General features: G+C 75.0%; 23 protein-coding genes (1 of these 23 only partly in view). 13 read left to right on the top strand and 10 right to left on the bottom strand.

Annotated elements, in window-relative coordinates; translation table 11 throughout:
• Window positions 1–391, bottom strand: partial view of a metallophosphoesterase gene (locus M446_RS25945; protein ID WP_012335080.1) — the 5' portion only. The gene continues 359 nt to the left of window position 1, outside the view; only the first 391 of its 750 coding nucleotides appear in the window; it begins with the start codon at window positions 389–391; its stop codon lies off the left edge, out of view.
• Between the two features lie 325 nt (window positions 392–716).
• Between M446_RS25945 and repA the strand changes: the two genes are divergently transcribed.
• From repA to glyA, 6 genes are all read left to right on the top strand, one after another.
• Window positions 717–1,934 (top strand): plasmid partitioning protein RepA, encoded by a 1,218-nt coding sequence (gene repA, locus M446_RS25940; protein WP_012335079.1) that lies wholly within the window; start codon window positions 717–719, stop codon window positions 1,932–1,934.
• Window positions 1,931–2,980 (top strand): plasmid partitioning protein RepB, encoded by a 1,050-nt coding sequence (gene repB / locus M446_RS25935; protein WP_012335078.1) that lies wholly within the window; start codon window positions 1,931–1,933, stop codon window positions 2,978–2,980. The genes repA and repB overlap by 4 nt, the downstream gene beginning before the upstream one ends.
• A 157-nt stretch (window positions 2,981–3,137) precedes the next feature.
• Window positions 3,138–3,509: a hypothetical protein gene (locus M446_RS25930; protein ID WP_012335077.1), complete on the top strand. Its 372-nt coding sequence runs from the start codon at window positions 3,138–3,140 to the stop codon at window positions 3,507–3,509.
• 351 nt (window positions 3,510–3,860) lie between these two features.
• Window positions 3,861–4,661, top strand: coding sequence for an AIR synthase related protein (locus tag M446_RS39160; RefSeq protein ID WP_341850688.1), 801 nt, complete (start codon window positions 3,861–3,863; stop codon window positions 4,659–4,661).
• Window positions 4,658–4,969 (top strand): hypothetical protein, encoded by a 312-nt coding sequence (locus M446_RS39770; RefSeq protein ID WP_083784737.1) that lies wholly within the window; start codon window positions 4,658–4,660, stop codon window positions 4,967–4,969. Before M446_RS39160 ends, M446_RS39770 begins: the two co-directional genes overlap by 4 nt.
• A 108-nt stretch (window positions 4,970–5,077) precedes the next feature.
• The gene (glyA, locus tag M446_RS25920) at window positions 5,078–6,346 is read left to right on the top strand and encodes a serine hydroxymethyltransferase (RefSeq protein WP_012335076.1); all 1,269 of its coding nucleotides are present in this window, start codon (window positions 5,078–5,080) and stop codon (window positions 6,344–6,346) included.
• A 79-nt stretch (window positions 6,347–6,425) separates the two neighbouring features.
• Here the strand turns inward: glyA and M446_RS25915 are convergent, their stop codons facing one another.
• Together M446_RS25915 and M446_RS25910 are read right to left on the bottom strand one after the other, a co-directional pair.
• Window positions 6,426–6,662, bottom strand: coding sequence for a hypothetical protein (locus M446_RS25915; protein ID WP_012335075.1), 237 nt, complete (start codon window positions 6,660–6,662; stop codon window positions 6,426–6,428).
• A gap of 120 nt (window positions 6,663–6,782) precedes the next feature.
• Window positions 6,783–7,979 carry a GNAT family N-acetyltransferase gene (locus M446_RS25910; protein ID WP_012335074.1) on the bottom strand — a complete coding sequence of 399 codons (1,197 nt, stop codon included), beginning with the start codon at window positions 7,977–7,979 and terminating at the stop codon, window positions 6,783–6,785.
• Between the two features lie 418 nt (window positions 7,980–8,397).
• On the opposite strand from M446_RS25910, the gene M446_RS25905 reads away from it, so the two are divergent.
• On the top strand, window positions 8,398–9,453 hold the full coding sequence (locus tag M446_RS25905; RefSeq protein ID WP_012335073.1) for a polysaccharide deacetylase family protein: 1,056 nt from the start codon (window positions 8,398–8,400) through the stop codon (window positions 9,451–9,453).
• Window positions 9,454–9,456: 3 nt separating this feature from the next.
• On the opposite strand, the gene M446_RS25900 is transcribed toward M446_RS25905, so the two are convergent.
• Both M446_RS25900 and M446_RS25895 read right to left on the bottom strand, forming a co-directional pair.
• Complete coding sequence (locus M446_RS25900; protein ID WP_012335072.1) at window positions 9,457–9,789, bottom strand: hypothetical protein; 333 nt, start codon at window positions 9,787–9,789, stop codon at window positions 9,457–9,459.
• Window positions 9,790–9,893: 104 nt separating this feature from the next.
• Complete coding sequence (locus M446_RS25895; RefSeq protein WP_012335071.1) at window positions 9,894–10,103, bottom strand: DUF2842 domain-containing protein; 210 nt, start codon at window positions 10,101–10,103, stop codon at window positions 9,894–9,896.
• Between the two features lie 168 nt (window positions 10,104–10,271).
• On the opposite strand from M446_RS25895, the gene M446_RS25890 reads away from it, so the two are divergent.
• On the top strand, window positions 10,272–11,354 hold the full coding sequence (locus M446_RS25890; RefSeq protein WP_012335070.1) for a COX15/CtaA family protein: 1,083 nt from the start codon (window positions 10,272–10,274) through the stop codon (window positions 11,352–11,354).
• Between the two features lie 88 nt (window positions 11,355–11,442).
• Window positions 11,443–12,135, top strand: a complete 693-nt coding sequence (gene trhA / locus M446_RS25885) for a PAQR family membrane homeostasis protein TrhA (RefSeq protein ID WP_012335069.1) — start codon at window positions 11,443–11,445, stop codon at window positions 12,133–12,135.
• A 130-nt stretch (window positions 12,136–12,265) separates the two neighbouring features.
• Here the strand turns inward: trhA and M446_RS25880 are convergent, their stop codons facing one another.
• The 4 genes from M446_RS25880 to M446_RS25865 all read right to left on the bottom strand — a co-directional run bounded on the left by M446_RS25880 (window position 12,266) and on the right by M446_RS25865 (window position 16,366).
• On the bottom strand, window positions 12,266–13,135 hold the full coding sequence (locus M446_RS25880) for a PCC domain-containing protein (RefSeq protein WP_012335068.1): 870 nt from the start codon (window positions 13,133–13,135) through the stop codon (window positions 12,266–12,268).
• Entirely contained in the window at window positions 13,125–14,735 is a 1,611-nt protein-coding gene (locus M446_RS25875) for an acyl-CoA synthetase (RefSeq protein WP_012335067.1), read from the bottom strand. Before M446_RS25875 ends, M446_RS25880 begins: the two co-directional genes overlap by 11 nt.
• A 39-nt stretch (window positions 14,736–14,774) precedes the next feature.
• Complete coding sequence (locus M446_RS25870) at window positions 14,775–15,404, bottom strand: ribonuclease HII (RefSeq protein WP_012335066.1); 630 nt, start codon at window positions 15,402–15,404, stop codon at window positions 14,775–14,777.
• 113 nt (window positions 15,405–15,517) lie between these two features.
• Window positions 15,518–16,366: a GH25 family lysozyme gene (locus M446_RS25865; RefSeq protein WP_012335065.1), complete on the bottom strand. Its 849-nt coding sequence runs from the start codon at window positions 16,364–16,366 to the stop codon at window positions 15,518–15,520.
• A 187-nt stretch (window positions 16,367–16,553) separates the two neighbouring features.
• On the opposite strand from M446_RS25865, the gene M446_RS25860 reads away from it, so the two are divergent.
• Window positions 16,554–16,997 (top strand): DUF488 family protein, encoded by a 444-nt coding sequence (locus tag M446_RS25860; protein ID WP_012335064.1) that lies wholly within the window; start codon window positions 16,554–16,556, stop codon window positions 16,995–16,997.
• A 35-nt stretch (window positions 16,998–17,032) separates the two neighbouring features.
• On the opposite strand, the gene M446_RS25855 is transcribed toward M446_RS25860, so the two are convergent.
• The gene (locus tag M446_RS25855; protein WP_012335063.1) at window positions 17,033–17,380 is read right to left on the bottom strand and encodes a DUF6481 family protein; all 348 of its coding nucleotides are present in this window, start codon (window positions 17,378–17,380) and stop codon (window positions 17,033–17,035) included.
• A 207-nt stretch (window positions 17,381–17,587) separates the two neighbouring features.
• On the opposite strand from M446_RS25855, the gene M446_RS25850 reads away from it, so the two are divergent.
• The 3 genes from M446_RS25850 to M446_RS25840 all read left to right on the top strand — a co-directional run bounded on the left by M446_RS25850 (window position 17,588) and on the right by M446_RS25840 (window position 22,043).
• Complete coding sequence (locus M446_RS25850; RefSeq protein WP_012335062.1) at window positions 17,588–18,631, top strand: HD-GYP domain-containing protein; 1,044 nt, start codon at window positions 17,588–17,590, stop codon at window positions 18,629–18,631.
• Window positions 18,628–21,303 carry an ATP-binding protein gene (locus tag M446_RS25845; protein ID WP_012335061.1) on the top strand — a complete coding sequence of 892 codons (2,676 nt, stop codon included), beginning with the start codon at window positions 18,628–18,630 and terminating at the stop codon, window positions 21,301–21,303. Before M446_RS25850 ends, M446_RS25845 begins: the two co-directional genes overlap by 4 nt.
• A gap of 323 nt (window positions 21,304–21,626) precedes the next feature.
• A complete protein-coding gene (locus tag M446_RS25840) occupies window positions 21,627–22,043 on the top strand; it encodes a hypothetical protein (protein ID WP_012335060.1) in 417 nt (138 codons plus the stop codon).
• Window positions 22,044–22,069 lie beyond the last annotated feature (26 nt).

Below are 22,069 nucleotides of genomic sequence, written 5' to 3'. Positions count from 1 at the left end.
CGATCGGGCAGCGATAGGAGCGCAGGGTCGCCTCCCCGCCCCGCCGCGCGAGCCAGGCGCGCAGCGCGGCGTCGTCGGACAGGGCTCGCAGGAGCAGGGCCTCGTGATCGCCGCGCAGGGCGATGACCTCGCGCGACTGCGCCCGGGCGAGCAGGCGCGCGATCACGCCCCGGCTGTCGGGACCGTAGTCGATGAGGTCGCCGAGATAGATCTCGGTCGGCCGCGCGGCCCCGGGGACGGCGCGGGCGTCGAGGCGCGCCAACGCGGCGGCGAGCAGGTCGTCGCGGCCGTGGATGTTGCCGAACACGGCGAGTTGGCGGCCTTCGAGGGCCGGCCAGTACGCCACCGGCCGCGGGGCGGCCGGGCGTGTGCGGCGGAGCGGGTGTCTCATGCGGCGCCGGGGCGGGTCTGCGCTCGCGGAGCCCGGACGAGGGGCCGGACCGGCCGCGAGGACGCCGGCGAGCCGGCGCGCGACAGCTCTACATGAGGCGGGTCGCTGCGAGAACGGCCCAGCCGCGGCCGCCCTCCTCCGCCCCGGGCGCGCGCCTCGCGGCGCAGCAATGCCGGGCAGCGTTGCCGGGAGCGTTGCCACTTGGCAACGCTCCCGGCGATTCGCCCGGGCGGTGCCGGGCCGGGACCGGAAAAGCTTTGCGCGGCGGATCCGGCGTACTCATCCTTTTACGGCTAAATCCTGATTCGACGCCTGGATGCCGTAAATGGCTGAAAATCCGAAGAACCTCCCTCCGGCCGAGTCGGCCGGGCCCTCCTCGATCACCCGGCAGATCGCCGCGGATGGCGGCGCGCTCTCGGCGGAGCTGAACGCGCTGCGCCGGACCCTCTTCCCGCCGGCCTCCTCGAAGGTGCTGCGCTCCTTCACCTCCGGCGAGGCGGCCCGGCTGATCGGCGTGGCGGACGGCTACCTCCGGCAGCTCTCCCTCGCCGGCAAGGGGCCGGAGCCCGAGGTCGGGCCGGGCGGGCGGCGCTCCTACAGCCTCGACCAGATCAACGAGCTGCGCCGCCTCCTCGATGACGGCCCCAAGAGCAAGGGCTACGTTCCCCACCGCGCCGGCGGCGAGCATTGCCAGGTGCTGGCGGTGGTGAACTTCAAGGGCGGCTCGGGCAAGACCACGACGGCCGCCCACCTCGCCCAGTACCTCGCCCTCAAGGGCTACCGGGTGCTCGCCGTCGACCTCGATCCCCAGGCCTCCCTCACCGCCCTGCACGGCTACCAGCCGGAATTCGACGTGGAGGCGAACCAGACCCTCTACGCGGCGATCCGCTACGACGAGGCGCGCCGCCCCCTCGCCGAGGTGGTGCGGCGGACCTACTTCGCCGGCCTCGACCTCGTCCCGGCCAATCTCGAACTGATGGAGTTCGAGCACGACACGCCCAAGGCGCTCGCCGATCCCGGGGCGGAGCCGTTCTTCGGGCGCATCGCCACGGTGCTGGGCAGCGTCGCCGAGGCCTACGACGTCATGATCCTCGACTGCCCGCCCCAGCTCGGCTTCCTCACCCTGGGCGCCCTCTGCGCGGCCACCGCCATGCTGGTGACGGTCCACCCGCAGATGCTCGACGTGATGTCGATGTGCCAGTTCCTGCTGATGGCCTCCGACCTGCTCGGGGTGGTGCAGGAGGCCGGCGCCGACCTGGACTACGACTTCCTGCGCTACGTGGTGACGCGCTACGAGCCCTCGGACGGGCCGCAGACCCAGATGGTCGCCTTCATGCGATCCCTGTTCCGCGAGCGGGTCCTCACCCACACGATGCTGAAATCGACCGCCGTCTCGGATGCGGGCCTGTCGAAGCAGACCCTGTACGAGATCGGCCGCGAGAGCTTCTCGCGCGCCACCTACGACCGCGCCATCGAGGCCCTGGAGGGGGTCAACGGCGAGATCCTGGCCCTGATGCACCGCGCCTGGGGACGCCCGGCATGACGACCCGCAAGGACACGCTCCGCGCCGCCCTCACGGCCCGCGCCCGCGAGTTGCCAAGTGGCAACCCGGCACCGGCCGCCCCCGCCGCGCCGGCCGAGGCGCCGGCGGCCCCGCCGCCCGAACCGGTCCGGACCGCGGTGCGCTCCGGCGCCGTGGGGGCGATGGGGCGGGCGCTCGGCCGCATCGCCACCGCCGCCGAGGAGGCCCGCGCCATGGTGGCGGCGGGAGACAAGGTGGTGGAGATCGATCCCGGCCTCGTCGACCCCTCCTTCGTCGCCGACCGCCTCGGGATCTCGCCGGAGGACCACGCCGCCCTGACGGAGCAGGTCCGGACCCGCGGCCAGCAGGTGCCGATCCTGGTGCGGCCCCACCCGACCCAGCCGGGACGCTACCAGGTCGCCTACGGCCACCGCCGCCTGCGGGTCGCCGCCGAACTCGGGCGCCCGGTCCGCGCGGTGGTCAAGGCGCTCAGCGACGAGGACCTCGTCGTCGCCCAGGGCCAGGAGAATTCCGCCCGCACCGACCTGAGCTACATCGAGCGCGCCGCCTTCGCGGTCACGCTCGAGGATCGCGGCTTCGCCCGCAGCGTCATCATGTCGGCCCTGTCGATGGAGAAGTCCCAGCTCTCGCGCCTGATCGCCATCGGCCGCGCCGTTCCCGCCCGGGTACTGGCCGCGATCGGCCCCGCCCCGCGCACGGGCCGGCCCCGCTGGGCCGCCCTGGTCGAGGCGCTGGCGCGGCCCGACGCGGACCGGATCGTCGAGGCCGCGCTCGCGGCCGAGGACTTCGCCCGCGAGGAATCCGACGCGCGCTTCGCCCGGCTCCTCGCCGCCCTCACGGCGCCGCGCTCCGAGGCGCGCGGGGTCTCCGTCACCTCCTGGACCAACCCGGCCGGGCGCGCGGTGGTGCGCATCGACCGCTCCGCCCGGCGCACCCAGCTCACCGTCGACGAGGGAGCCGAGCCGGAATTCGGCGCCTTCCTGGTCGAGTCGCTGCCCGACCTCTACGCGCGGTTCACGGCCCGCAAGTCCGGCCGGGCGGAGTGATGCCGCGCCCGTTCGGTCCAAGCCATGCCCGAACGGTAGCGGGTCGCTTACGTTGAGAAACGACCTGGATTGTCAAACGCGCGCAGCTCAGCTTACGATCGACCAAAGTCCGGGGCGGTGGTCGCCCCGGGACTGCGCTTGGGGAGCGCGGACAACAATGGGATCGCGTGTGCCGCCCGACCAGACCGGTCGGATCATCTTACCGTGCGAGGCGGATGACGAGCCGCCCCCTGAGGGCGGGTGCAGCCTGGCCGGATGGGTCTGCCCCGGGATCCCGGATGGGATCCTGGCGGCGCTCGGCCCGCGGGCGGTGCCGCGCTGCGGCGCGGCGCCCCTGCCGCCCGACCAAGTCGCCGCCCTGAACCGGTCGCTGCGGGATCAGCTCGCGGGCCTGCGCGCCTCCGCCGAGCAGCTCCTCGACGCGATCGACCTCGCCGACCCGGCGATGGAGGGGCACCGCCGGTCGCTGGCGCGCCTCCTGCGCGACATCGAGCGGCTGCTGGCCCCGGTCGGGCCCGGGAAGGCCTGAGCACCCTTCGCCGGGATGGTGGCCGGTTCGGCGGCCGCGACGATGCGAGATCGACGGCGCGAGCCGGGCTGCGCGAGGCACGCCGGCCGAGCGCCCGGCGTCGCATCGAGGCGGAGGCGAGGGCGAGCGCGTCGAGGGCCGAGACCAGCCGCGCCCGCGTGGCCGAGTCGCCGAGGCAGATCCGGACTGCCTCCGGCGCCTCCCCGGAGACGCAGAAGGCTTCGCTCGACACGGACGCCGATCCCGCCGGCCCGCGCGTGGCTGGCGAAGGCCGACCGGGTCCACCCCTCCGCACCACCGGGCCAACGCGTTCATCGTCGATACCTGGACCGTCTGAGCGGCGGTCGCCCGATGGCCGCGCCACGGAGCGTCAGGGCCGCCGCGGTCCAGATCGCGCCCGACCTGGCGCGGCCGGAGAGAGCCCCGGAGCGGGTGCTCGCCGCGATCGGGGAGGCGGCCGGGAAGGGGGCCGGGAAGGGGGCCCGCTTCGTCAGGTTCCCCGAGACCTTCGTGCCCGACGACCCCGACTTCTCGTTCGTGGCGCCGCCCGTCCGGCAGGGCCCGGCGCATCTGCGCCTCTCCGCCGCCCCGGTCCCGGTCGGCGACGATTGCGCGGCGATCCCGGTCGGCGACGGCCACCTGCTCCTCGCCGCCGCGGGAGGCCTCGACGGCGTCGTGGCCTCCGATCCGTATTTTGCCGGCTATTGCGGCGTGATGGGCAATCTCGGCGACGTGGCGGCCATGGACGGGCGGCCGCTCGCGGTGGTGCCGTCTGGGCGCGGGGCGGGGAGGGCGCCGACTCGGTGCTACGCGCCCTCGCCGACGCCGCCCGCCTCTACGGCGTACCCGTGGTCGGCGGCCACACCAACCTGCGCAGCGAGGCGGGCCACCTCGCGGCGGCGGTGCTCGGCCGCGCGACCCGCCTCCTCGCCAGCTTCGACGCCGGGCCGGGCGACATGCTCGCCGTCAAACCCGCCGACCGGGTCGCGCGGGTGGCGCGCTCCGCCGCCCGGGGCATCGCCGCGGCGGCCCTCGGCTCGGTGGACGGGAGCGGCCGCCCGCGCCGCGCGGGGGGAGGGGGAGGCGATCGTCTGGGATTTCGGGGAGAGCCCCCTGATCGGCTGCGCCCCGCCCGGGAGGGTCGCCCGGTGAGGGACCGTCCCCTGCGCATCGCCGTCCTGGCCCATTCCACCGATCCGCGCAGCCGGTCGCGGGCGACGCCCACGACCTCGTCCGCGCGCGTGACCGGCCACCTCACGCATTTCGGTCCCGACGAGGTCGCCCGCTTCGACGTTTTCCACGCGCAGGACGGGATCCGCGGCAACCCCCTCGCGACGCTCGCGCTGCGGCGGCTCGCGGCGGTTTTCCAGGTGGCAACCGCCGATTCCCGGCGGGCCTGCGCCCTCCACCACGCCGAGGCCGACGCATCCCTCGCCCGGCCGGAGGTGCCGCATGCCTGAGATGCGCCGTCGCGTCCGCTGGCCCGGCGGGCCGCCTCGCCGCCGCGGCGCGCTCTCCCTCCGGCCGTCCCTGGCCTATGATGACCCTGCGAGAGGAAGACCTGCCCGATGTCCCACCTGCATGACGGCTACTTCACCCAAGGCCTCGACGCCGATCCGGACCTCGCCGCGGCGATCCGCGGCGAACTCGCCCGCCAGCAGGCCGGGATCGAGCTGATCGCCTCGGAGAACATCGTCTCCCGGCTGGTCCTGGAGGCGCAGGGCTCCGTCCTCACCAACAAGACGGTCGAGGGGCTGCCCTTCGCCCGCTACTACGGCGGCGCGGACTTCGCCGACGCGATCGAGGACCTGGCGATCCGGCGGGCCGCGCGGCTGTTCGGCTGCCGCTTCGCCAACGTGCAGCCGCATTCGGGCTCGAACGCCAATGCGGGCGTCTTCCTCGGCCTCATCGCCCTCGGCGACACGATCCTGGCCATGGACACCGCGGCGGGCGGCCACATCAGCCACGGCCACCCGGCGACCCTGACCGGGCGCGACTACCGGATCCTGCGCTACGGCGTCGACCGGGCGAGCGAGTGCGTCGATCTCGACGCGGTGCGCGCCCTCGCCCGCGCGCATCGGCCCCGGATGATCGTGGCGGGCGGCTCGGCCTATCCGGGCGCCCTCGACTTCGCCGGGTTCCGCGCCGTCGCCGACGAGGTCGGGGCCCTCCTGATGGTCGACATGGCGCACGTGGCCGGGCTCGTCGCGACCGGCCTCTACCCGCACCCGTTCCCGCACGCGCACGTGGTGACCTCGACCACCTACAAGTCCCTGCGCGGCGCCCGCGGCGGCTTCGTGCTGTGGAACGACCCGGCCCTCGGCGACCGCATCCAGTCCGGCATCTTCCCGGGCGTGCAGGGCTCGGTGATGCTGCACGCGGTGGCCGGCAAGGCCGCCTGCTTCGGAGAGGCGCTGCGCCCGGAATTCCGGGCCTACAACCAGGCCGTCCTCGACAACGCGCAGGCGCTGGCGGCGGGGCTCGCCGCGCAGGGCCTGCGGCTCGTCTCCGGCGGCACGGCGAGCGGGCTGATGCTGGTCGACCTCACCGGGACCGGGACGACCGGCGACGTGGCGGCCAAGGCCCTCGAACGGGCCGGGCTCGCCGTGAACAAGAACCTGATCCCCTACGACCCGCGCCCGCCGGAAGCCCCCTCGGGCCTGCGGCTGTCGGCCAATGCCGGCACGACGCGCGGCTTCGGCCGGGCCGAATTCGCGGTGATCGCGGGCTGGATCGGGCGGATCGTCCGGGCGCCCGCCGACGCGGATCTCGCCGGGCGCGTCCGCGCCGAGGTCGAGGCGCTCTGCCGCGCCTTCCCGATCTACCCCGGCGCCTGACCGCGGCGCGAACGCGCCCGCGCGACGCGCCCGGGGGGACGCGTCGCGCGGGCGCAGGGAGGGCAGGGGCCTTGCGCCTTCAGCGCACGTGGTGGCGCCGGTGCATCCGCTGATGGCGCATCATGCGCTGCTGGCGAGGGGCCATGCGCATCGCGGGGGTGCCGCCGGGAGCGCCCATCGACCGCTCGCGGCCGGCGAGCGGACCGCCGGCCTGCTGGCCGCTGTTGTTGTAGGGCGAGCCACCCTGCGCGAGGGCGGGGACCGCGGTGGCGGCGGCGAGCACGGCCGCGAGCGCGAGGGTCTTGAGCGTGGTCATGAAGTCGTCCGTGATGCGCGACCCGGCCGTCGGGCCGCTCCCACGAGGAGACGCGCATGGCCGAGATTGGTTCACGCCGGGGACCGCTTCTCCCGCAAAAAATCGTCGGCGGAGAAGATCCTACCCCGCCCGGTGAACGAGGCGGCGCAATCCCTCGGCGAGCGCGCGCAGGCGCGGGCTGCGCTTGACCCGCCGCTTGAGCCGCACCCGCAGCCGCATCCCCGCGGCGAAGGCCCGTCCCCGCGCGCTCACCGGCACGCACGCGTCGACGAGCGCGATGACCTCGTCGCAGATCTTGGATTTGTAGGGCGCCTCGCCGACCCCGAGGTCGAGGGCGACGCGGCCCCGGGCCGCCTGGTCGCGCACCAGGGCGTGGAGCAGCAGGTCCCCGGGGCTGAACCGCGCCAGCGCCGGGTCCGGGTCGAAGGAGGTCAGCATGGCGCTGAAGCGGCGGGCATCCACGGCGCCGATGAAGGTCGCCAGCACGTGCCCGTCCGCCTCGCGGCGCAGGGCGTGACATTCGAGGGCGGCCGGCCGGGCCGGGCCGGGGCGGCAGGCCGCAGTCAGGAAGGCGCGGTCTGCCTCCTGCGCGAAGGGGTTGGGCAGGCGCAGCTGCGCGAAGCGCACCGCCTTCTGGGCGAGGTAGGCGCCGATCACCGCCTCGGCCTCCTCGGCGGTCGCCGCGACCACGTGCGCGACCGGGCCGTGGGCGGCGGTCAGCCACTTCTCCTTCTGGCGCAGCTTGCGGCGGGCATCGCCGCTGAACAGCCGCGCGACCGTCTCCTCCGGATCCGGGCCGAGGCGCATGCCGTAGCCGTCGCTCGGCGAGGGCGTGCCGCCCTCCGCCAGGGGATTGACCGTGTCCGCGAAGGCGCGCGGCTGGTGGGCGAAGGCGTAGGCGTCGATGCCGTGCGCCCGGCCGAGGCGCACCAGGGCCGCCCGCACCGTCTCCGGCGGGAGGGCGGCGGCCTCCCGGCTGGCGAAGACCGGCATGTGGAAATTCGCGTGCCGCTCGCCGACGATGCGCGCGACGCGCAGGCCGCGCTCGCGGCGCACCGCGAAGGGCAGCAGGAGCCGCGGGCGGCCGCACGGATCCCGCAGCACCGCGATCAGCGGGCGGGCCCGCGGCGCGGTGGCGAAGTACGCCGCGGCCCAGTCGAAGCGCTGGTAGGGCGTCATCACGACGGTGGCGGAGCCTTCGAGGTCCCGCCACGGGGCCTCGGCCGCGTCGAGCCGCGTGTGGACCTCGGCCAGGAGGCGGGCCTCCGCCGCCCGCGCCGGTCCCGCCCTCGGCAGTTCGATCACGAGCCCGACCATTCCTCCCACCGTCCCGCCTGCGGCCGCCTGGCCGACCGAAAACTAGCCGATCCCTCGACCGGCCAGGGTCGTTTTCGCGCGGCATCGGTAATGAATCGTTTGAGCCGACATCTTTCGCATCACGAAGTACATTGCCGCAAGGGAAAGATCTATCGCTTGGAAAGATGATGCCGGCGGACCCACAATCGGTCGGCGCGGAGCCGGCCCGCTCGGGCCGGGCGAGCTTGGGGATGCTGCGGCGGGACTGTCCGTTGCGCGAATCGCGGCGGCCCGGCCGGGCACCCGCCATCCCGTTACCCTTCCGCAAGCCCGCCCGTGGGATGAGGAGGCGTCCGGGGCGTCGCGGCCGCGCCGCGGAGCGGGGCGGGCGCCGGTGGCACCGCGTTCCGCGGGGGATCCGGCCCGCACGGTCGCCCGCATGCTCGCCGCCGAGACCCGCCTCCGCCTGTTCCGCGCCGGCTTCGCCGCGATCGCGGCGACCCGCGCCGACCGCTGGCTCGCCCCCGCCGCCCGCGGCTGCGGCGTGATCCTCACCTTCCACCACGTGCGGCCGGAGCCGCCCGGGCCCTACGCGCCCAACCAGCTGCTCGCGATCACGCCCGCCTTCCTCGACCGCGTGCTCACCGCCCTGCGGGCCCGCGGCTTCGACCTCGTCGGCCTCGACGACCTGCCCGGGCGCCTCGCCGCGCCCGGGCCGCACCCCTTCGCGATCCTCACCTTCGACGACGGCTACCGCGACAACCTCGAGCACGCCCGGCCGGTCCTGCGGCGCCACGGCGCGCCCTGGACGCTCTTCGTCACCACCGCCTTCGCGGAGGGCACGGGGCGGCTGTGGTGGGTCGAGCTCGAACGGGCGATCGGCCGGCTCGACCGGGTGCGCCTGCCGGAGGCCGGGCTCGACCTGCCCGCCGCCGATCCGACGCAGAAGAGCGCGGCCTTCGCGCAGGTCTACCGGGTGCTGCGGGCCGGCCCCGAGGCGCGGCTGCGCGACGCCGTCGCGCAGCTCGCCCGCGCGGCGGATCTCGACCCGCGCGCCATCACCCGGGAGCTCTGCCTGGACTTCGAGGACTTGCGGGCGCTGGCGGAGGAGGAGCCGGACCTGACGATCGGCGCCCATACCCTGACCCACCCGATGCTCGCCAAGCACGGGGCCGAGACCGCCCGGCGCGAGATCGCGGAGTCGCGCGCCCTCATCGCGGCGCGGCTCGGGCGCGTGCCGCAGCACTTCTCCTTCCCGGTCGGGGATCCGACCTCGGCGGGGCCGCGGGATTTCGCCCTCGCCCGGGAGGCGGGCTACGCCACCGCGGTGACGACGCGGCCGGGCCACCTCTTCCCGGACCACCGGGCGCACCTGCACGCCCTGCCGCGGGTCTCGGTCAACGGCTGCTTCCAGAGCGACGCGGCGCTCGCGGCCCTGCTCTCGGGCGTGCCGTTCCTGGCCTGGAACCGCGGGCGGCGGCTCAACGTCGCCTGATGGTCAGCGGCGGCGGTGGCGGCCGCTCGCCACCGCGAAGCTCGCGCTCTGGCGGCCCCGGTGATAGCGCCGCGCGGCGCGGCGGCGGCCGCGATAGGCGGGGGCCGGCTCGGCCTCCGCGGCGGCGCCGGCGGCCGGCAGGCGCACCTCGGTGGTCTCCGCCGGCAGCGCCGCGCCCTTGGTGGGGGCCGCGGGCCCGAACAGCGACAGGCACTGGTTGTAGGCGAGGTCGCCCCGGATGCGCTCGCAATCGGCCACCGAGCGCGGCGCGCCCTGGGCGAGGGCGGGTGCGGCGAGCGGGCCGAGGAGGAGAAGCGTCGCGAGGGCGTGGCGCATGGCCCGGAGAAGCCTTGATCGGGAGGAGAGAGCCGAGGGGCACCCCTTCGGGGGCGCCGCCGGGCTGTCTCGCCGACGAGTGCGGCGAAAAACCGGCCGTCGCGTCAGGCGGCGTCCGGCCGCACCATCCAGCGGATCAGCGGCATCAGCGGGAAGATCCAGAGGACGCCGAGCGCCGCGTAGAGGACCGACTGCACCAGGGGCGGCGTCTCGGCGATGCGGCTGTCGGCCAGCGCCATGGCGAGCGGCGCGTAGATCATCACGAAGGCGATCATCACGATCGTGCCGATGAGCGAGCGGGTGCGGCGGCGCATCGCGGGTCTCCGGAAGGGGAGGGGACTGGCGGGCCATCGCCCGCCCGAGTGGCCGCCCGCCTAAGCGAGCCCGGGGCGGCCCGCAACCCGCGGCGGGGCCGCAGGCCTGCCCGGGTGCGGCACCGGCGAGCGTTGCGCGGTCGTCCCGCCCGCGCGTAGAGGCCCGCCATGACCAGCGCCGCCCTGAAGCCTCTCTCCGTCGCCCCCGCGCGGGACCGCGCCGCGTCCCGCCCGCGGATCGCCGTCCGCCGCTGGCTCTTCCTGATGGCCGCCCTGGTGGTGGCCATGGTGGCGGTCGGCGGCGCCACGCGGCTCACCGGCTCGGGCCTCTCGATCACCGAGTGGAAGCCGGTGACCGGGGCGGTCCCGCCGCTCTCCGCCGAGGCCTGGGCCGAGGAATTCGCCAAGTACCGGGCGACGCCCCAGTACGACATCCTCAACCGCGGCATGTCGCTCGCCGAGTTCCAGGTCATCTACGCCTGGGAATGGGGCCACCGCTTCCTCGGCCGGCTGATCGGGCTGTGCTTCTTCCTGCCCCTCGGCTGGTTCTGGTGGACGGGCCGGCTCGACCGGCGCCTCGGCCTCGGCCTCGTCGGCCTCGGCGTGCTCGGCGGGCTGCAGGGGGCGGTGGGCTGGATCATGGTGGCCTCGGGCCTGCAGCCCGGCATGGTCGCGGTGGCGCCGATCAAGCTCGCCGCGCACCTGACGCTCGCGAGCGCGATCTTCGCCGGGCTGGTCTGGCTCGCCGCCGGGCTCGACCGCCCGGCCGAGGCGGCGGCGCCGCGGCGGCTGCGCCTGACCGCCCTCCTGCTCCCGGTCGCGACGCTCCTGCAGATCGCCCTCGGCGGCCTCGTCGCGGGCTCGAAGGCGGGGCTCACCTACAACACCTGGCCGCTGATGGACGGGGCCTTCATCCCGCCGGTCTCGGGCCTGTTCGCGGCGACGCCCTGGATCGAGAACTTCGTCGACAACGTCGCGCTGGTGCAGCTCAACCACCGCCTCGTCGCCTACGCGCTGCTCGCCCTGGCGCTCCTGCACGCGCTCGACGCCCGGCGGGCGCGGCCGGGCAGCGGCGCGGCGCGCCGGGCCGCGGCGCTCGCCGGCCTCGTCGCCGCGCAGGCGATGCTCGGGATCACCACGCTCCTCCTGGCGGTCCCGCTCTGGGCGGGCCTCGCCCACCAGGTCACCGCGATGCTCGTGCTCGGCATGGCCGTGGCCCATGCCCGGATCGGCACTCTGGCGCGCGGGTGACGCTGCGCCGCAGGGTGACCGGCCCCGGATTTGATGGTTTCCTGGAACGTGGCGGCGCGCGGCCGCCGGCGGAGCCCCGGAGCCCCCCATGCGCCCGACGACCGGACACGCCGATGACGGCCGGCCGCCCTCCCTGAACTGGTCCTACTCGCCCCGGGAATTGCTGGCGGACGGCATCGTCCACGTGATCGGCGTGACCTTCGCGGTGATCGGGGGGCTCGCCCTGGTGGTCACGGCGGCGCTCGCGCGGCTTCACCCGGGCGAGAAGCTCTCGGTCGGCGTCTACGCGGCGGGGCTCGTGGCGATGCTGAGCGTCTCGGCGGCCTACAACATGTGGCCGCGGGGACGGCGGAAATGGCTGCTGCGCCGGGCCGACCACGCCACCATCTTCCTGATGATCGCCGGCACCTACACGCCGCTCGTGGCGCTGGTGGGGAGCGGCGGGGTCGCCTGGGGCCTGCTCGCGGGGATCTGGCTCGTGGCGGTGGTGGGCATGGCGATCAAGGTCGCCCTGCCGGGCCGGTTCGACCGGCTCGCGGTGGCGCTCTACCTCGCCCTCGGCTGGAGCGGGGTCGCGGCCTACGATTCGGTGATCGGCCAGCTCGTCCCGGACGCCTTCGCGCTGCTCGCGGGCGGGGGCCTGCTCTACTCGGCGGGGGTGATCTTCCACCTCTGGCACCGGCTGCCGTTCCAGAACGCCATCTGGCACGGCTTCGTGCTCGCCGCGGCGGCCTGCCACTACGGGGCGGTCTTTCGCAGCATGATGGAGGCGGCGGCCTGATCCGGGATCCGCTTGATCGAAGCGGATCCCGGATCACACGCCCGCGCGGCGCCTGAGCGCGGTGCCTGAGCGACGCCGACATCCGCATGGCCGAAATCGGAGATGGCGAAGCAATCGGCCGGATGTCGTATCACATCGCCTCGATCCCCAGCTCGAAGGTGATGCAGACGCTGTTGCGCCCGCGCGCGAGCGCGCCCTCGTGGATCGCCCCGGCGACGTCGACGACGGCGATGTCGAGATGGGCGCGCAAGCTCCCGTCCGGGTCCGCCTCGACGCGCCCGTCGCGGATCAGCACCTCGCTCGCGTCGGTCGGCACGACGCGGCCGTCCGCGAAGGCCGGCCGCACCAGGCTGCCGAGGCCCCGCACCCGGGCGCGGCGCAGGCCGTGTTCCCGGCACGTCGCCTCGACGGCCAGGAACAGGTCCTCGTTCGGCTGAACCTTCAGGAGGATGCAGCCGCCCCCGGACGGGCCCTGCGCGACCGGCGTGAAGAGCGCGAAATTCGTCTCCGCATCGGGCAGCACGCGCCACGCCGCCTCCGCGCTGCCCCAGGCCTCCGCGCGCGGCGGCGCGCGCACCACCACCTCGCCCGGCAGCAGGTGGCCCGCCCGCCGCCGGCCATCCGCCTCGATCCAGGTCCCGTGGACGTGCAGGAACGGCGCGCCGTCGCGGGTGCCGAAGGTCGCGCTCGCCCGCTCCAGCCGCGTCTCGCCCGCGGGCCGGAAGGTCTCGCTGTAATAGGCCGCGTGGGACGGCTCGGTGGAATGGGCCGGCATCACGTAGGCGAAGGGCGCGAAGGCGCCGCCGTCGAGGTGCAGCGTCGCCCCCGCCATCCCGGCCGCCCGCAGGGGGGCGGCGAGGGCGTCGAGCAGCGTCGCCCCGGATTCGGGCCCGAAGGCCGCGCGCCGCAGCGCGCCCGAGGCCGCGATCCGGCGCTCGGGCCGGACCGGGCCGGGCTGGGCGAGGAAGGCCCGCGCGGGCCGCGCCGGGTCAGGCCGCATGGCTCGGCCGCCCGCCGAGCGGCAGCAGCCCGGCCGCCTCGAGATCCTCGCGCACCATCGCCTTGGTGATCTTGCCGTAGCCGGATTTCGGCAGGGAGGGGCGCAGGAAGACCCGCTTGGGCATCTTGTAGCGGGCGACCTTGCCGTCGAGGTAGTCGAGGATCTCGGCCTCCGTCAGGGAGGCGCCCTCGCGCGGCACGCAGACCGCGACGCCGATCTCGCCCCAGACCGGGTCGGGCACCCCGAGCACCGCGGTCTCGGCCACGGCCGGGTGGGTCAGGATCTTCTCCTCGATCTCGCGCGGGTAGATGTTCGAGCCGCCCGAGATGTACATGTCGGAGGCGCGGCCCGTGATGGTCAGGAAGCGCTGCGCGTCGAGGAAGCCGAGGTCGCCGGTCCGGAACCAGCCATCGCGAAACGCCTCCGCATTGGCCTTGGGGTTGTTCCAGTAGCCGGCGAAGACCGCCGGGCCGCAGACGCAGATCTCGCCGGTCTCGCCGGGCGGCAGGGCGCGGCCCTCCGCGTCCTGGATCTGCACCTCCATGCCGGTGCGCTCGATCCCGCAGGTCCCGATCCGCACGCCCGGCCCGTCCTCCGGGTCGTGGAGGTGGGGCGGCAGCACCGTGATGTTGCCCGTCACCTCGCCGAGCCCGAAATACTGCACGATCACCGGGCCGAGCACGCCGAGCGCCCGCTTCTGGTCCTCCCGGTACATCGGCGCCCCCGCGTAGATGACGTAGCGCAGGGAGGAGTGGTCGTGCGCGGCCACGGCCGGGTGCTCGACCATCATCTTGAGGATGGTCGGCACCGTGAACATGTTCGTGACGCGGTGCTGGGCGACGAGCCGCCAGATCTCGGCCCCGTCGAAGCGGTCGGAGCCGGGCAGCACGGTCGTCACCGCGCGGGCGACCTGGGCCAGGGCGTGCACCCCCGCCCCGTGCGAGAGCGGCGCCACGACCAGGGAGACGTCGCGCTCCGGCCGCGTGTCCGGCATCAGGTCGCAGAGGTGGTTGGTGATGACGAAGGCCATCTGGCCGTGCGTGAGCACCGCGGCCTTCGGCTTGCCGGTGGTGCCCGACGTGTAGAAGAACCAGCACGGATCGTCGTGCTCGACCGCCGCGTTCGCCACCGGCGCGTCCGGTGCCCCGGCGAGCAGCGCCTCGTAGGCGAGGCCCTCCGCCTCGCCCTCGCCGAGGGTGACGACGAGCGACAGGTCCGGCCGCGCCGCCCGCACAGCGGCGACGTGGCCCGGATTGTCCGCCTGGCACAGGAAGGCCCGCGCGCCGGATTGCTCGGCCAGGTAGGCGACGTCGCCCGGCATCAGCCGGTGATTCGTCGGCACGAACACGGCCCCGAGCCGGAAGGCCGCGTACATGATCTCGAGGATCGGGTTGCCGTTGCGGGCATGGACCAGCAGGCGGTCGCCCTTGCCGATGCCGCGGGCCCGCAAAGCCGCCGCGAGGCGCGAGACGCGGGCGTCGAAGGCGGCCCAGCTCCAGGTCCGCCCGCCCCAGTCGATGGCGATCCCCTCGGGGTGCCGCTGCGCCGCCTGGGTCAGGCAGTGGGCGAGGTTCATCACCCGGCGGGACATCGGGGTCATGGGGCGCCTCCCGGCTGGATCGTCGTTGGCGTCGGGGCCTCAGGGCCCGTCTGGCGCCCCGTTATGGCACGGGGCGCCGCCGAGCCGGAAGCTGCGGCGGTGATGGGGGGAGGGGCCCTCGCGGAGCAGGGCGGCCCGGTGGGCGGCCGTGCCGTAGCCGGCGTTGCGCGCCCAGGCATAGGCCGGGTGGCGCCGGGCGAGGACCGCCATCAGCCGGTCGCGCAGCACCTTGGCGAGGATCGAGGCGGCGGCGATCTGGGGCACGAGGCGCTCGCCGCCGATCACCGCCCGCACCCGCCCGTCGAGGCCGGGCGGCCGGTCGCGCCCGTCCACCGCCACCGGGCCGGCGAGGCCGAGCCGCAGCACGGCGCGGGCCATGGCGTCGAGGGTGGCGGCGCGCACGTTGATGCGGTCGATCAGGTCCCGCGACGCCCCCGCATAGGCGATCCGCGCGAGGGCGGGGAGCCGCGCGGCGAGCCGCGCGCGGGTCGCGGCGTCGAGGCGCTTCGAATCGTCGAGCGCTTCGAGGAGGTCGGGCGGCAGGGCCGCCGGATCGAAATGGACCGCCGCCACGATGACCGGGCCGCAGAGGGCGCCGCGCCCGACCTCGTCGCAGCCGATCAGCGCCGGGTAGCGGGCCGCCTCGCGCGCCAGGAAGGGGCGTTTCATCCGACATCCGGTTGATGGCTTCGCAACGCGGATGTCCTCTTCGCTCGGGCGCCGCGCTCAGGCGCCGCGCAGGCTTGCGACACCCGATCCGCTTCGATCAAGCGGATCCCGTGTCACTTCTCGGTGCACAGCCCCGCGGCGGAGAGGCGGCGGTGGTAGCGGGGATCGCAATCGGTGGCGAGGAAGGAGGCCCACTCGGAGGGCGAGCCGTAGAAGGCGTTGCGGTCGACGTCGCCCTGCACGCCCGGCACCCGCCCCGTGGACGTGAATTGCCAGAGCATCCAGTCCCGGTTGGCGAAGCGCTGCTCGGGCTCGGCCGCCGTCGAGCGGACCCAGTGCGGGTAATCGGGAAGTTCGCCCTCCAGCACGTCGCGGTGGAAGGTGATGTCCGTGTAGATGATCGGCCGCTTGCCCGTGTAGGCCTCCATCTCGCGCAGCATGGTCTGCGTCATCGCGAGGGCCTGGGGCTTGGGCAGCTTCTTGGGGCAGGAGGTCGAGTGACCGTTCCACTCCACGTCGAGGACCGGCGGCAGGGCGGTGGGGTCGTTCGGCACGTTGCGCTTGAACCACGCCATCTGCTCCTCGGGGGAGCGGCACCAGTACACGAAGTGGTAGGCGCCCCGCGGCACGCCGGCCCTGGCGGCGCCGGCCCAGTTCTCGCGGAAGCGGTCGTCGAGATGGTCGCCGCCCTCCGTCGCCTTGATGTAGGCGAATTGCGTGCCCGCCGTGCGGACCGAGGCCCAGTCGATCGGCCCCTGCCACTTCGAGACGTCGATGCCCTGGATCGGACGCTGCTTGGCGCGCGCCACGCCCGGATGCGGCTTCACGTCCCCCTTGGTCGGGTAGAAATCCGTCGAGCCGGCGCAGGCGCCGAGCAGCGCCAGGGTCAGGCCGACCGCGAGGCGCTTCAGCCAAGCGGATCCATGCGTGGCGAGGGAGGTTGGATTCGACTCCAGCGGCATCGACGCGCGACCTGAACTGACGCAGAACACAATGGCTATTCGATGCCCCGGGGCAGGTTAATGAAGGCTTGACAGTATCGCAGGCGATTTCGGGAATGCGTTGCGCGAGCGCCACATCGGGCGCCGCGACGGGCGGGGCGGCGGCGCCGGCGGGGTTCCCGGCCCGGGGATCTGCGAGGAATCACGGGTGGATAAGGTTCTCTTCACCATCGGCTACGAGGGCGCGGATTCGGAGCGCTTCGTGGCCGCGCTCGCGGGGGCGGGGATCGGCCTCCTCGCCGACGTGCGGGCCGTCGCCCTGTCGCGCAAGCGCGGCTTCTCGAAGAGCGCCCTGCGCGACCGGCTCGCGGAATCCGGCATCGGCTACGCGCATCTGCGCGGGCTCGGCACGCCCAAGGCCGGCCGCGAGGCCGCCCGCGCCCACGACGCGGCCCTGATGCGGCGGATCTACTGCGCGGAGGTGCTCGACACGGGCGCCGGCGAGGCCGCCCTGGACGACCTCGCGGCGCTCGCGGCCGGCGCGCCGACCTGCCTGCTCTGCTTCGAGCGCGACCCGGAACGGTGCCACCGCCGCGTGCTGGGCGAGCGGCTCGCCGATCGGGGTTTCCGGATCGTCGATCTCTTCGCCTGAGGGCGCGGCCCGGCGAGGGGCCGCGCGCCGGAGGCCTACTTCTTGCGCGCCTTGCGGGCGGCGTAGCGGGCGTCGCGGGCGGCCTTCTGCTCGGCCTCCGCGGCGCGCTGGCGCTCCGCCTCCTCCTCGGCCTCCCGTTCGGCCCGGGCGCGGGCCTCCGCCTCCTCGGCCGCGCGGCGTTCCGCCTCCGCCTTGCGCTTCGCCTCGCGCTCCGCCTCGCGGGCGGCGCGGGCCTCGGCGATGCGCTGGCGCTCGGCCCTGCGGGCCTGCGCCGCCGGGTCCTCCTCGGCCGCGCGGGTCTTGAACTTCTCCAGCATCGCCTGCTTCGCCTGCGCGGAGGCGCCGCGCCGGGTGTCGAAAAGCTGGTCCTTGAAGCCTGCCATCGTGGGGGTCTCGTGCGAATCCTGTTCGGGGGGCGCCGCGCGCCCGGGTCACTGAAGAAGTCCTGTAGCGCCCGCGGGGCCGGTTTCAAAGCCAAAGCATCGCGTCCAAGTGGACGCGGCCGGGCCCCGCTCCCGCAGGGAGGACTTGTCAAGGTTTCGCCGCGATCATGCGCCGGCCGCTCATGCGCTGCTGGCGGGGGGAGACGGATGCGCGCGCTCGTGCTCGACGATGCCGAACTCAACAACCTCCTGATGGTGGAAGCCCTGCGGCCGATCGCGGATTGCGCCCCGGACGCCTTCACGCGCCCGGCGGAGGCGCTCGCCCACATCCGCGCGCACGGGCCCGAGATCGGGATCGTGCTCACCGATTACGAGATGCCCGAGATGGACGGCCTCGCCTTCATCCGGGCCGCGCGGGCGATCCCGGGCTTCGCCCACGTGCCGATCGTGATGGTGACGAGCTTCGACGCGCGGGCGCTGCGGCGCGAGGCGCTCGAGGCGGGCGCGACCGACTTCGTGAACAAGCCCTGCGACCCGCTGGAGATCCGCGCCCGCGTCACCAACCTGCTGGCGCTGAGCCGCGCCTATCGCGAGCAGGAGGAGCGGGCGGCCTGGCTCGCCCGCGAGGTGGCGGCCGCGGTCTCCCTGGTGGAGGCCCGCGAGCGCGAGATCGTCACCCTGCTGATGCGGGCCGCCGAGCACCGCGACACCGATACCGGGGACCACGTGGCGCGGGTCGCCGGCTATGTCGGGCTGATCGCCGAGGCGATGGGCTTCCCGCCCGACCGCGGCCGCCTGATCAGCCTCGCCTCGACCATGCACGACGTCGGCAAGATCGCCATCCCCGACGCGATCCTGTTGAAGCGCGGCCCCCTCAGCGCGGCCGAGCGGCGGGAGATGGAGCGCCACGCCGAGCGCGGGGAGCGCATGCTGGAGAGCAGCTCTTCCGAGGTGGTGCGGCTCGCCGCCGAGATCGCCGGCACCCACCACGAGCGCTGGGACGGCACCGGCTATCCGCGCGGGCTGAAGGGGGAGGAGATCCCGCTCTCGGGCCGCATCGTCGCCGTGGCGGACGTGTTCGACGCCCTCACCAGCGCGCGGCCCTACAAGGCCGCCTGGTCCCTGGAGGCGGCGCGCGACCACGTGCGGGCCCAGGCCGGCACGCATTTCGACCCGGCGGTGGTCGAGGCCTTCCTCGGCCGCTGGCCCGCGGTCGAGGCCTTGGCCCTCGGCGGGGCGAAGGCCGCATGAGGCGCGCCACGCCCCTGGCGACCCGCCTCGGCCGGGCGGTGATCGGCGCCGTGCTGGTCGCCCTGGCGGTGAGCACCGCGCTCGGCGTCTGGCGCGAGGCGACGCGCTACGTCGCCGACAAGCGCGACTCGCTGCACGGCATCGCCAGCGTCTTCGCGAGCGCCACCGCGCGCGCCGCCGCCGAGATGGATGCGGCGGGGGCCCACGCCACCCTGCGGGCCATCGCGGACGAGAAGGGCGTCGTCTACGCGGCGCTCTCGCTGCCGGGCGGCGCCACCCTGGCCGAGCAGGGAACGGGCCTGCGCCTCGCGCGCGACCTCGACCTCGACCGCGAGCAGGGCGTCTCGCCCTTCGACCTCCTGTGGACGCGCACCGTCCGCCTGAGCGTGCCGGTGCGGGAGAACACCGTGGTGGTCGGGCGCGTCACCCTGATCGCCGAGACGGCCGACCTGGTCGAGCGCCTCTACGAGGTGCTCGCCAACGCCGCCATGACGGCGGGCCTCGCGGTCCTGGTCGGGCTCGCGGTGGCGTGGCGCCTGCAGGCGGCCCTGACCCGGCCCCTCGCCACCCTCTCCCACGCCATGACGACCGTGCGCGAGAACCACGACTACGCCCACCGCGTCACCGTGGTGGCGGAGGACGAGGTCGGCGCCCTCGCGCGGACCTTCAACGGCCTCCTCGACGCGGTCGACGAGCGCGACCGCCGGCTCGCCGCCCACCGCGCCCGCCTGGAGCAGGAGGTGAGCGACCGCACCGCCGACCTGAGCGAGGCCAAGGAGGCGGCCGAGGCCGCCAACGCGGCGAAATCCAGCTTCCTCGCCACAATGAGCCACGAGATCCGCACGCCCATGAACGGCATGCTGGTCATGGCCGAACTCCTCGCCTCGGGCGACCTGCCGGCGCGCCAGCGCCGCTACGCCGAGGTGATCGCCCGCTCGGGGCAGAACCTGCTCGCCATCATCAACGACATCCTCGACTTCGCGAAGGTCGAGGCGGGCAAGCTCGACCTCGAGCGGATCCCGGTCGACCCGGCCGAGGTGGCCGACACGGTGGTGACCCTGTTCGGCGAGCGGGCGCGGGGCAAGGGGCTCGACCTCGCGGCGCTGGTCGCCCCCGACGTGCCGCGGGCGATCGCCGGCGACCCTGTCCGGCTCGGCCAGGTGCTCGGCAACTTCGTCAACAACGCGCTGAAATTCACGGAGGCGGGCCACGTCCTCATCCGCCTGGAGATGCGGGAGGGCGGTGCCCGCCTGCGCCTCTCGGTGACCGATACGGGGATCGGCATCCCGGCCGAGGCGCTCGGCTCCCTGTTCACCGCCTTCTCCCAGGCCGACCAATCGACCACCCGCCGCTTCGGCGGCACCGGCCTCGGCCTCTCCATCGCCGAGCGGCTGGCCGCCGCGATGGGCGGGCGGGTCGGCGTCGAGAGCCGGGTCGGCGAGGGCTCGACCTTCTTCGCCGAGATCCCGGTCGAGGTGCTGGAGCCGGCCCGGCCGGTCCGGCGCGATCCCGCGGTGCTGCCGCGGGTGATGGTCGCGGCGCGGGGGGACGCCACCCGGGCGGCGCTGCTCTCGGGCCTCTCGGCGGCGGGCTTCGTCCCGGCGGACGAAGGGCCGGCCCACGCGATCCTGGACGCGGCCGAGCTCGCGGCGCGGGGACGCCCGCCGGGCGCCGGGCGGGTGCTGGCGCTCGCCCCGATGGGCGATGCGCGCGGCGCCGAGGTGCTGGCCGCCGGCCTCGCCGACGAGGTGCTGCGCTGGCCCCTGGCGCAGGCCGAGTGGCGCCAAGCCCTCGCGGACCTGGCGCGGGGCACGGCCCTCGCGGCCGCGGCGGAGCGCCGCGAGGCGGCGGCCGCGTCCCCCGCCCGCTTCCCGCGGGCGCGGGTGCTGGTGGCGGATGACAGCCCCGTCAACCGGGAGGTCGCGGTCGAGGCCCTCGCCCGCTGCGGCGTGACGCAGGTCGTGACCGTGGAGAACGGGCGGGAGGCGGTGGAGGCGGCGGCCGGCGGCGGCTTCGACCTCGTCCTGATGGACGGCAGCATGCCGATCCTCGACGGGTTCGACGCGGCGCGGGCGATCCGCGCCCGCGAGGCCGCGACCGGCGGGACGCGGCTGCCGATCGTGGCGCTCACCGCGCACGTGATCGGCGAGGGCGCCGAGGCGTGGCGGGAGGCGGGCATGGACGGCATGCTCGCCAAGCCCTTCACGCTCGCGGATCTCGCGCGCCTTCTCGGCAGCCTGCTCCGGGAGGACGGCCCGCCCGCCGCGGCGCCGGAGCCGGCATCGGCCGGGGCGCCGGGCGATGGCGCCGCTCCCCAGGCCCTGCTCGATCCCGGCACGCTGGCGGGGCTCGACGAGATGGCGCAGGCGAGCGGCCCGGCCTTCATCGCCCGGCTGCTCGGCCTGTTCCGCGAGCACGCCCCGAAGGGCCTCGCCGCCCTGCGCGAGGCCGCGGACGCTCCCGCGGCCGCCCGGGCCGCGCACGGCCTCAAATCAATGAGCCTCAATGTCGGCGCCTCCGCCCTCGCTGCGCGCCTCGCCGAGATCGAGCGGGCGGCCCGGGGGGAGGATCGGATGCCGGAGGCCGCGATGCTCGACGGCCTCGACCCGCTCCTCGCCGGCACGCTCGCGGCGCTCGACGGGCATTTCCGCGCGCTGCCGCGAGCGGCGTAGGGGAGGGGGCCTCGCTGCGCCGGGCGGGATCGCGCGGCGCGGTCGCGCGCGCGTCACGCACCGCCCGCCCGCGCGGACGGAGCCGCCCGGGCGCGAAGCCCCGCGGAGGGCGGGCGCCGCGCTGCCATCATCCGGCATTCCGACGCGGATCCCGGCGGACCGATCTCACGATGACACGGCGCCTCTCCACGGAAACGGTCGCTCCCGCTGCCTGTATCATTTCTTCCCCAAGGACATGGTAAAGACTTCGTTGCGCGCGGGCACGCGTCTGGCAGGGCTCCCGGCGGCCGAGATCGGTCGTGCCAATTCGGGAGCATTCCACCATGGCGTCGGCGCTCAGCCCCGTCGCGCGCAGGTTCGGACAGAGGCGGCCGGCCCAGGATCCGGCGCCCTGGCCGGGCGTCGATCCGGCGACGGCCCTGCGCCCCGCGGCCCTCGCCGGGATGGAGCAGGAGCGCCGCGCCGCGCCGGTCGCCCTCGGCTCCGCCGGTCCTGTCCGGACGGCCGGGAGGCGCTTCGTCCCCTGGCCGCCGGCCCTGGTGCGGGCCGCCGAGATCGGCGGCCTGCTCCTCGTCCTGGCCGCCGGGATCTACGGCCCGCCCCTCGTCGAGTGCCGGATGATGAAGCGCCAGGGCCTGTTCTACGCCGACATGACCGTGCGGGCCTGCCTGCGGGAGCGCGTGGCCGAGCGCTACAGCCGGGCGGAGGATCGGTTCACGCAGATCATCCGCGGGCTGTGATCGCCGGGCCCCGCGCACCGGACCGG

This window comes from Methylobacterium sp. 4-46 (assembly GCF_000019365.1).
In the GTDB taxonomy this organism is placed as follows: domain Bacteria; phylum Pseudomonadota; class Alphaproteobacteria; order Rhizobiales; family Beijerinckiaceae; genus Methylobacterium.
Note: the sequence above shows the minus strand (reverse complement) of the source record. Positions and strands in the feature narration are given on the sequence as shown.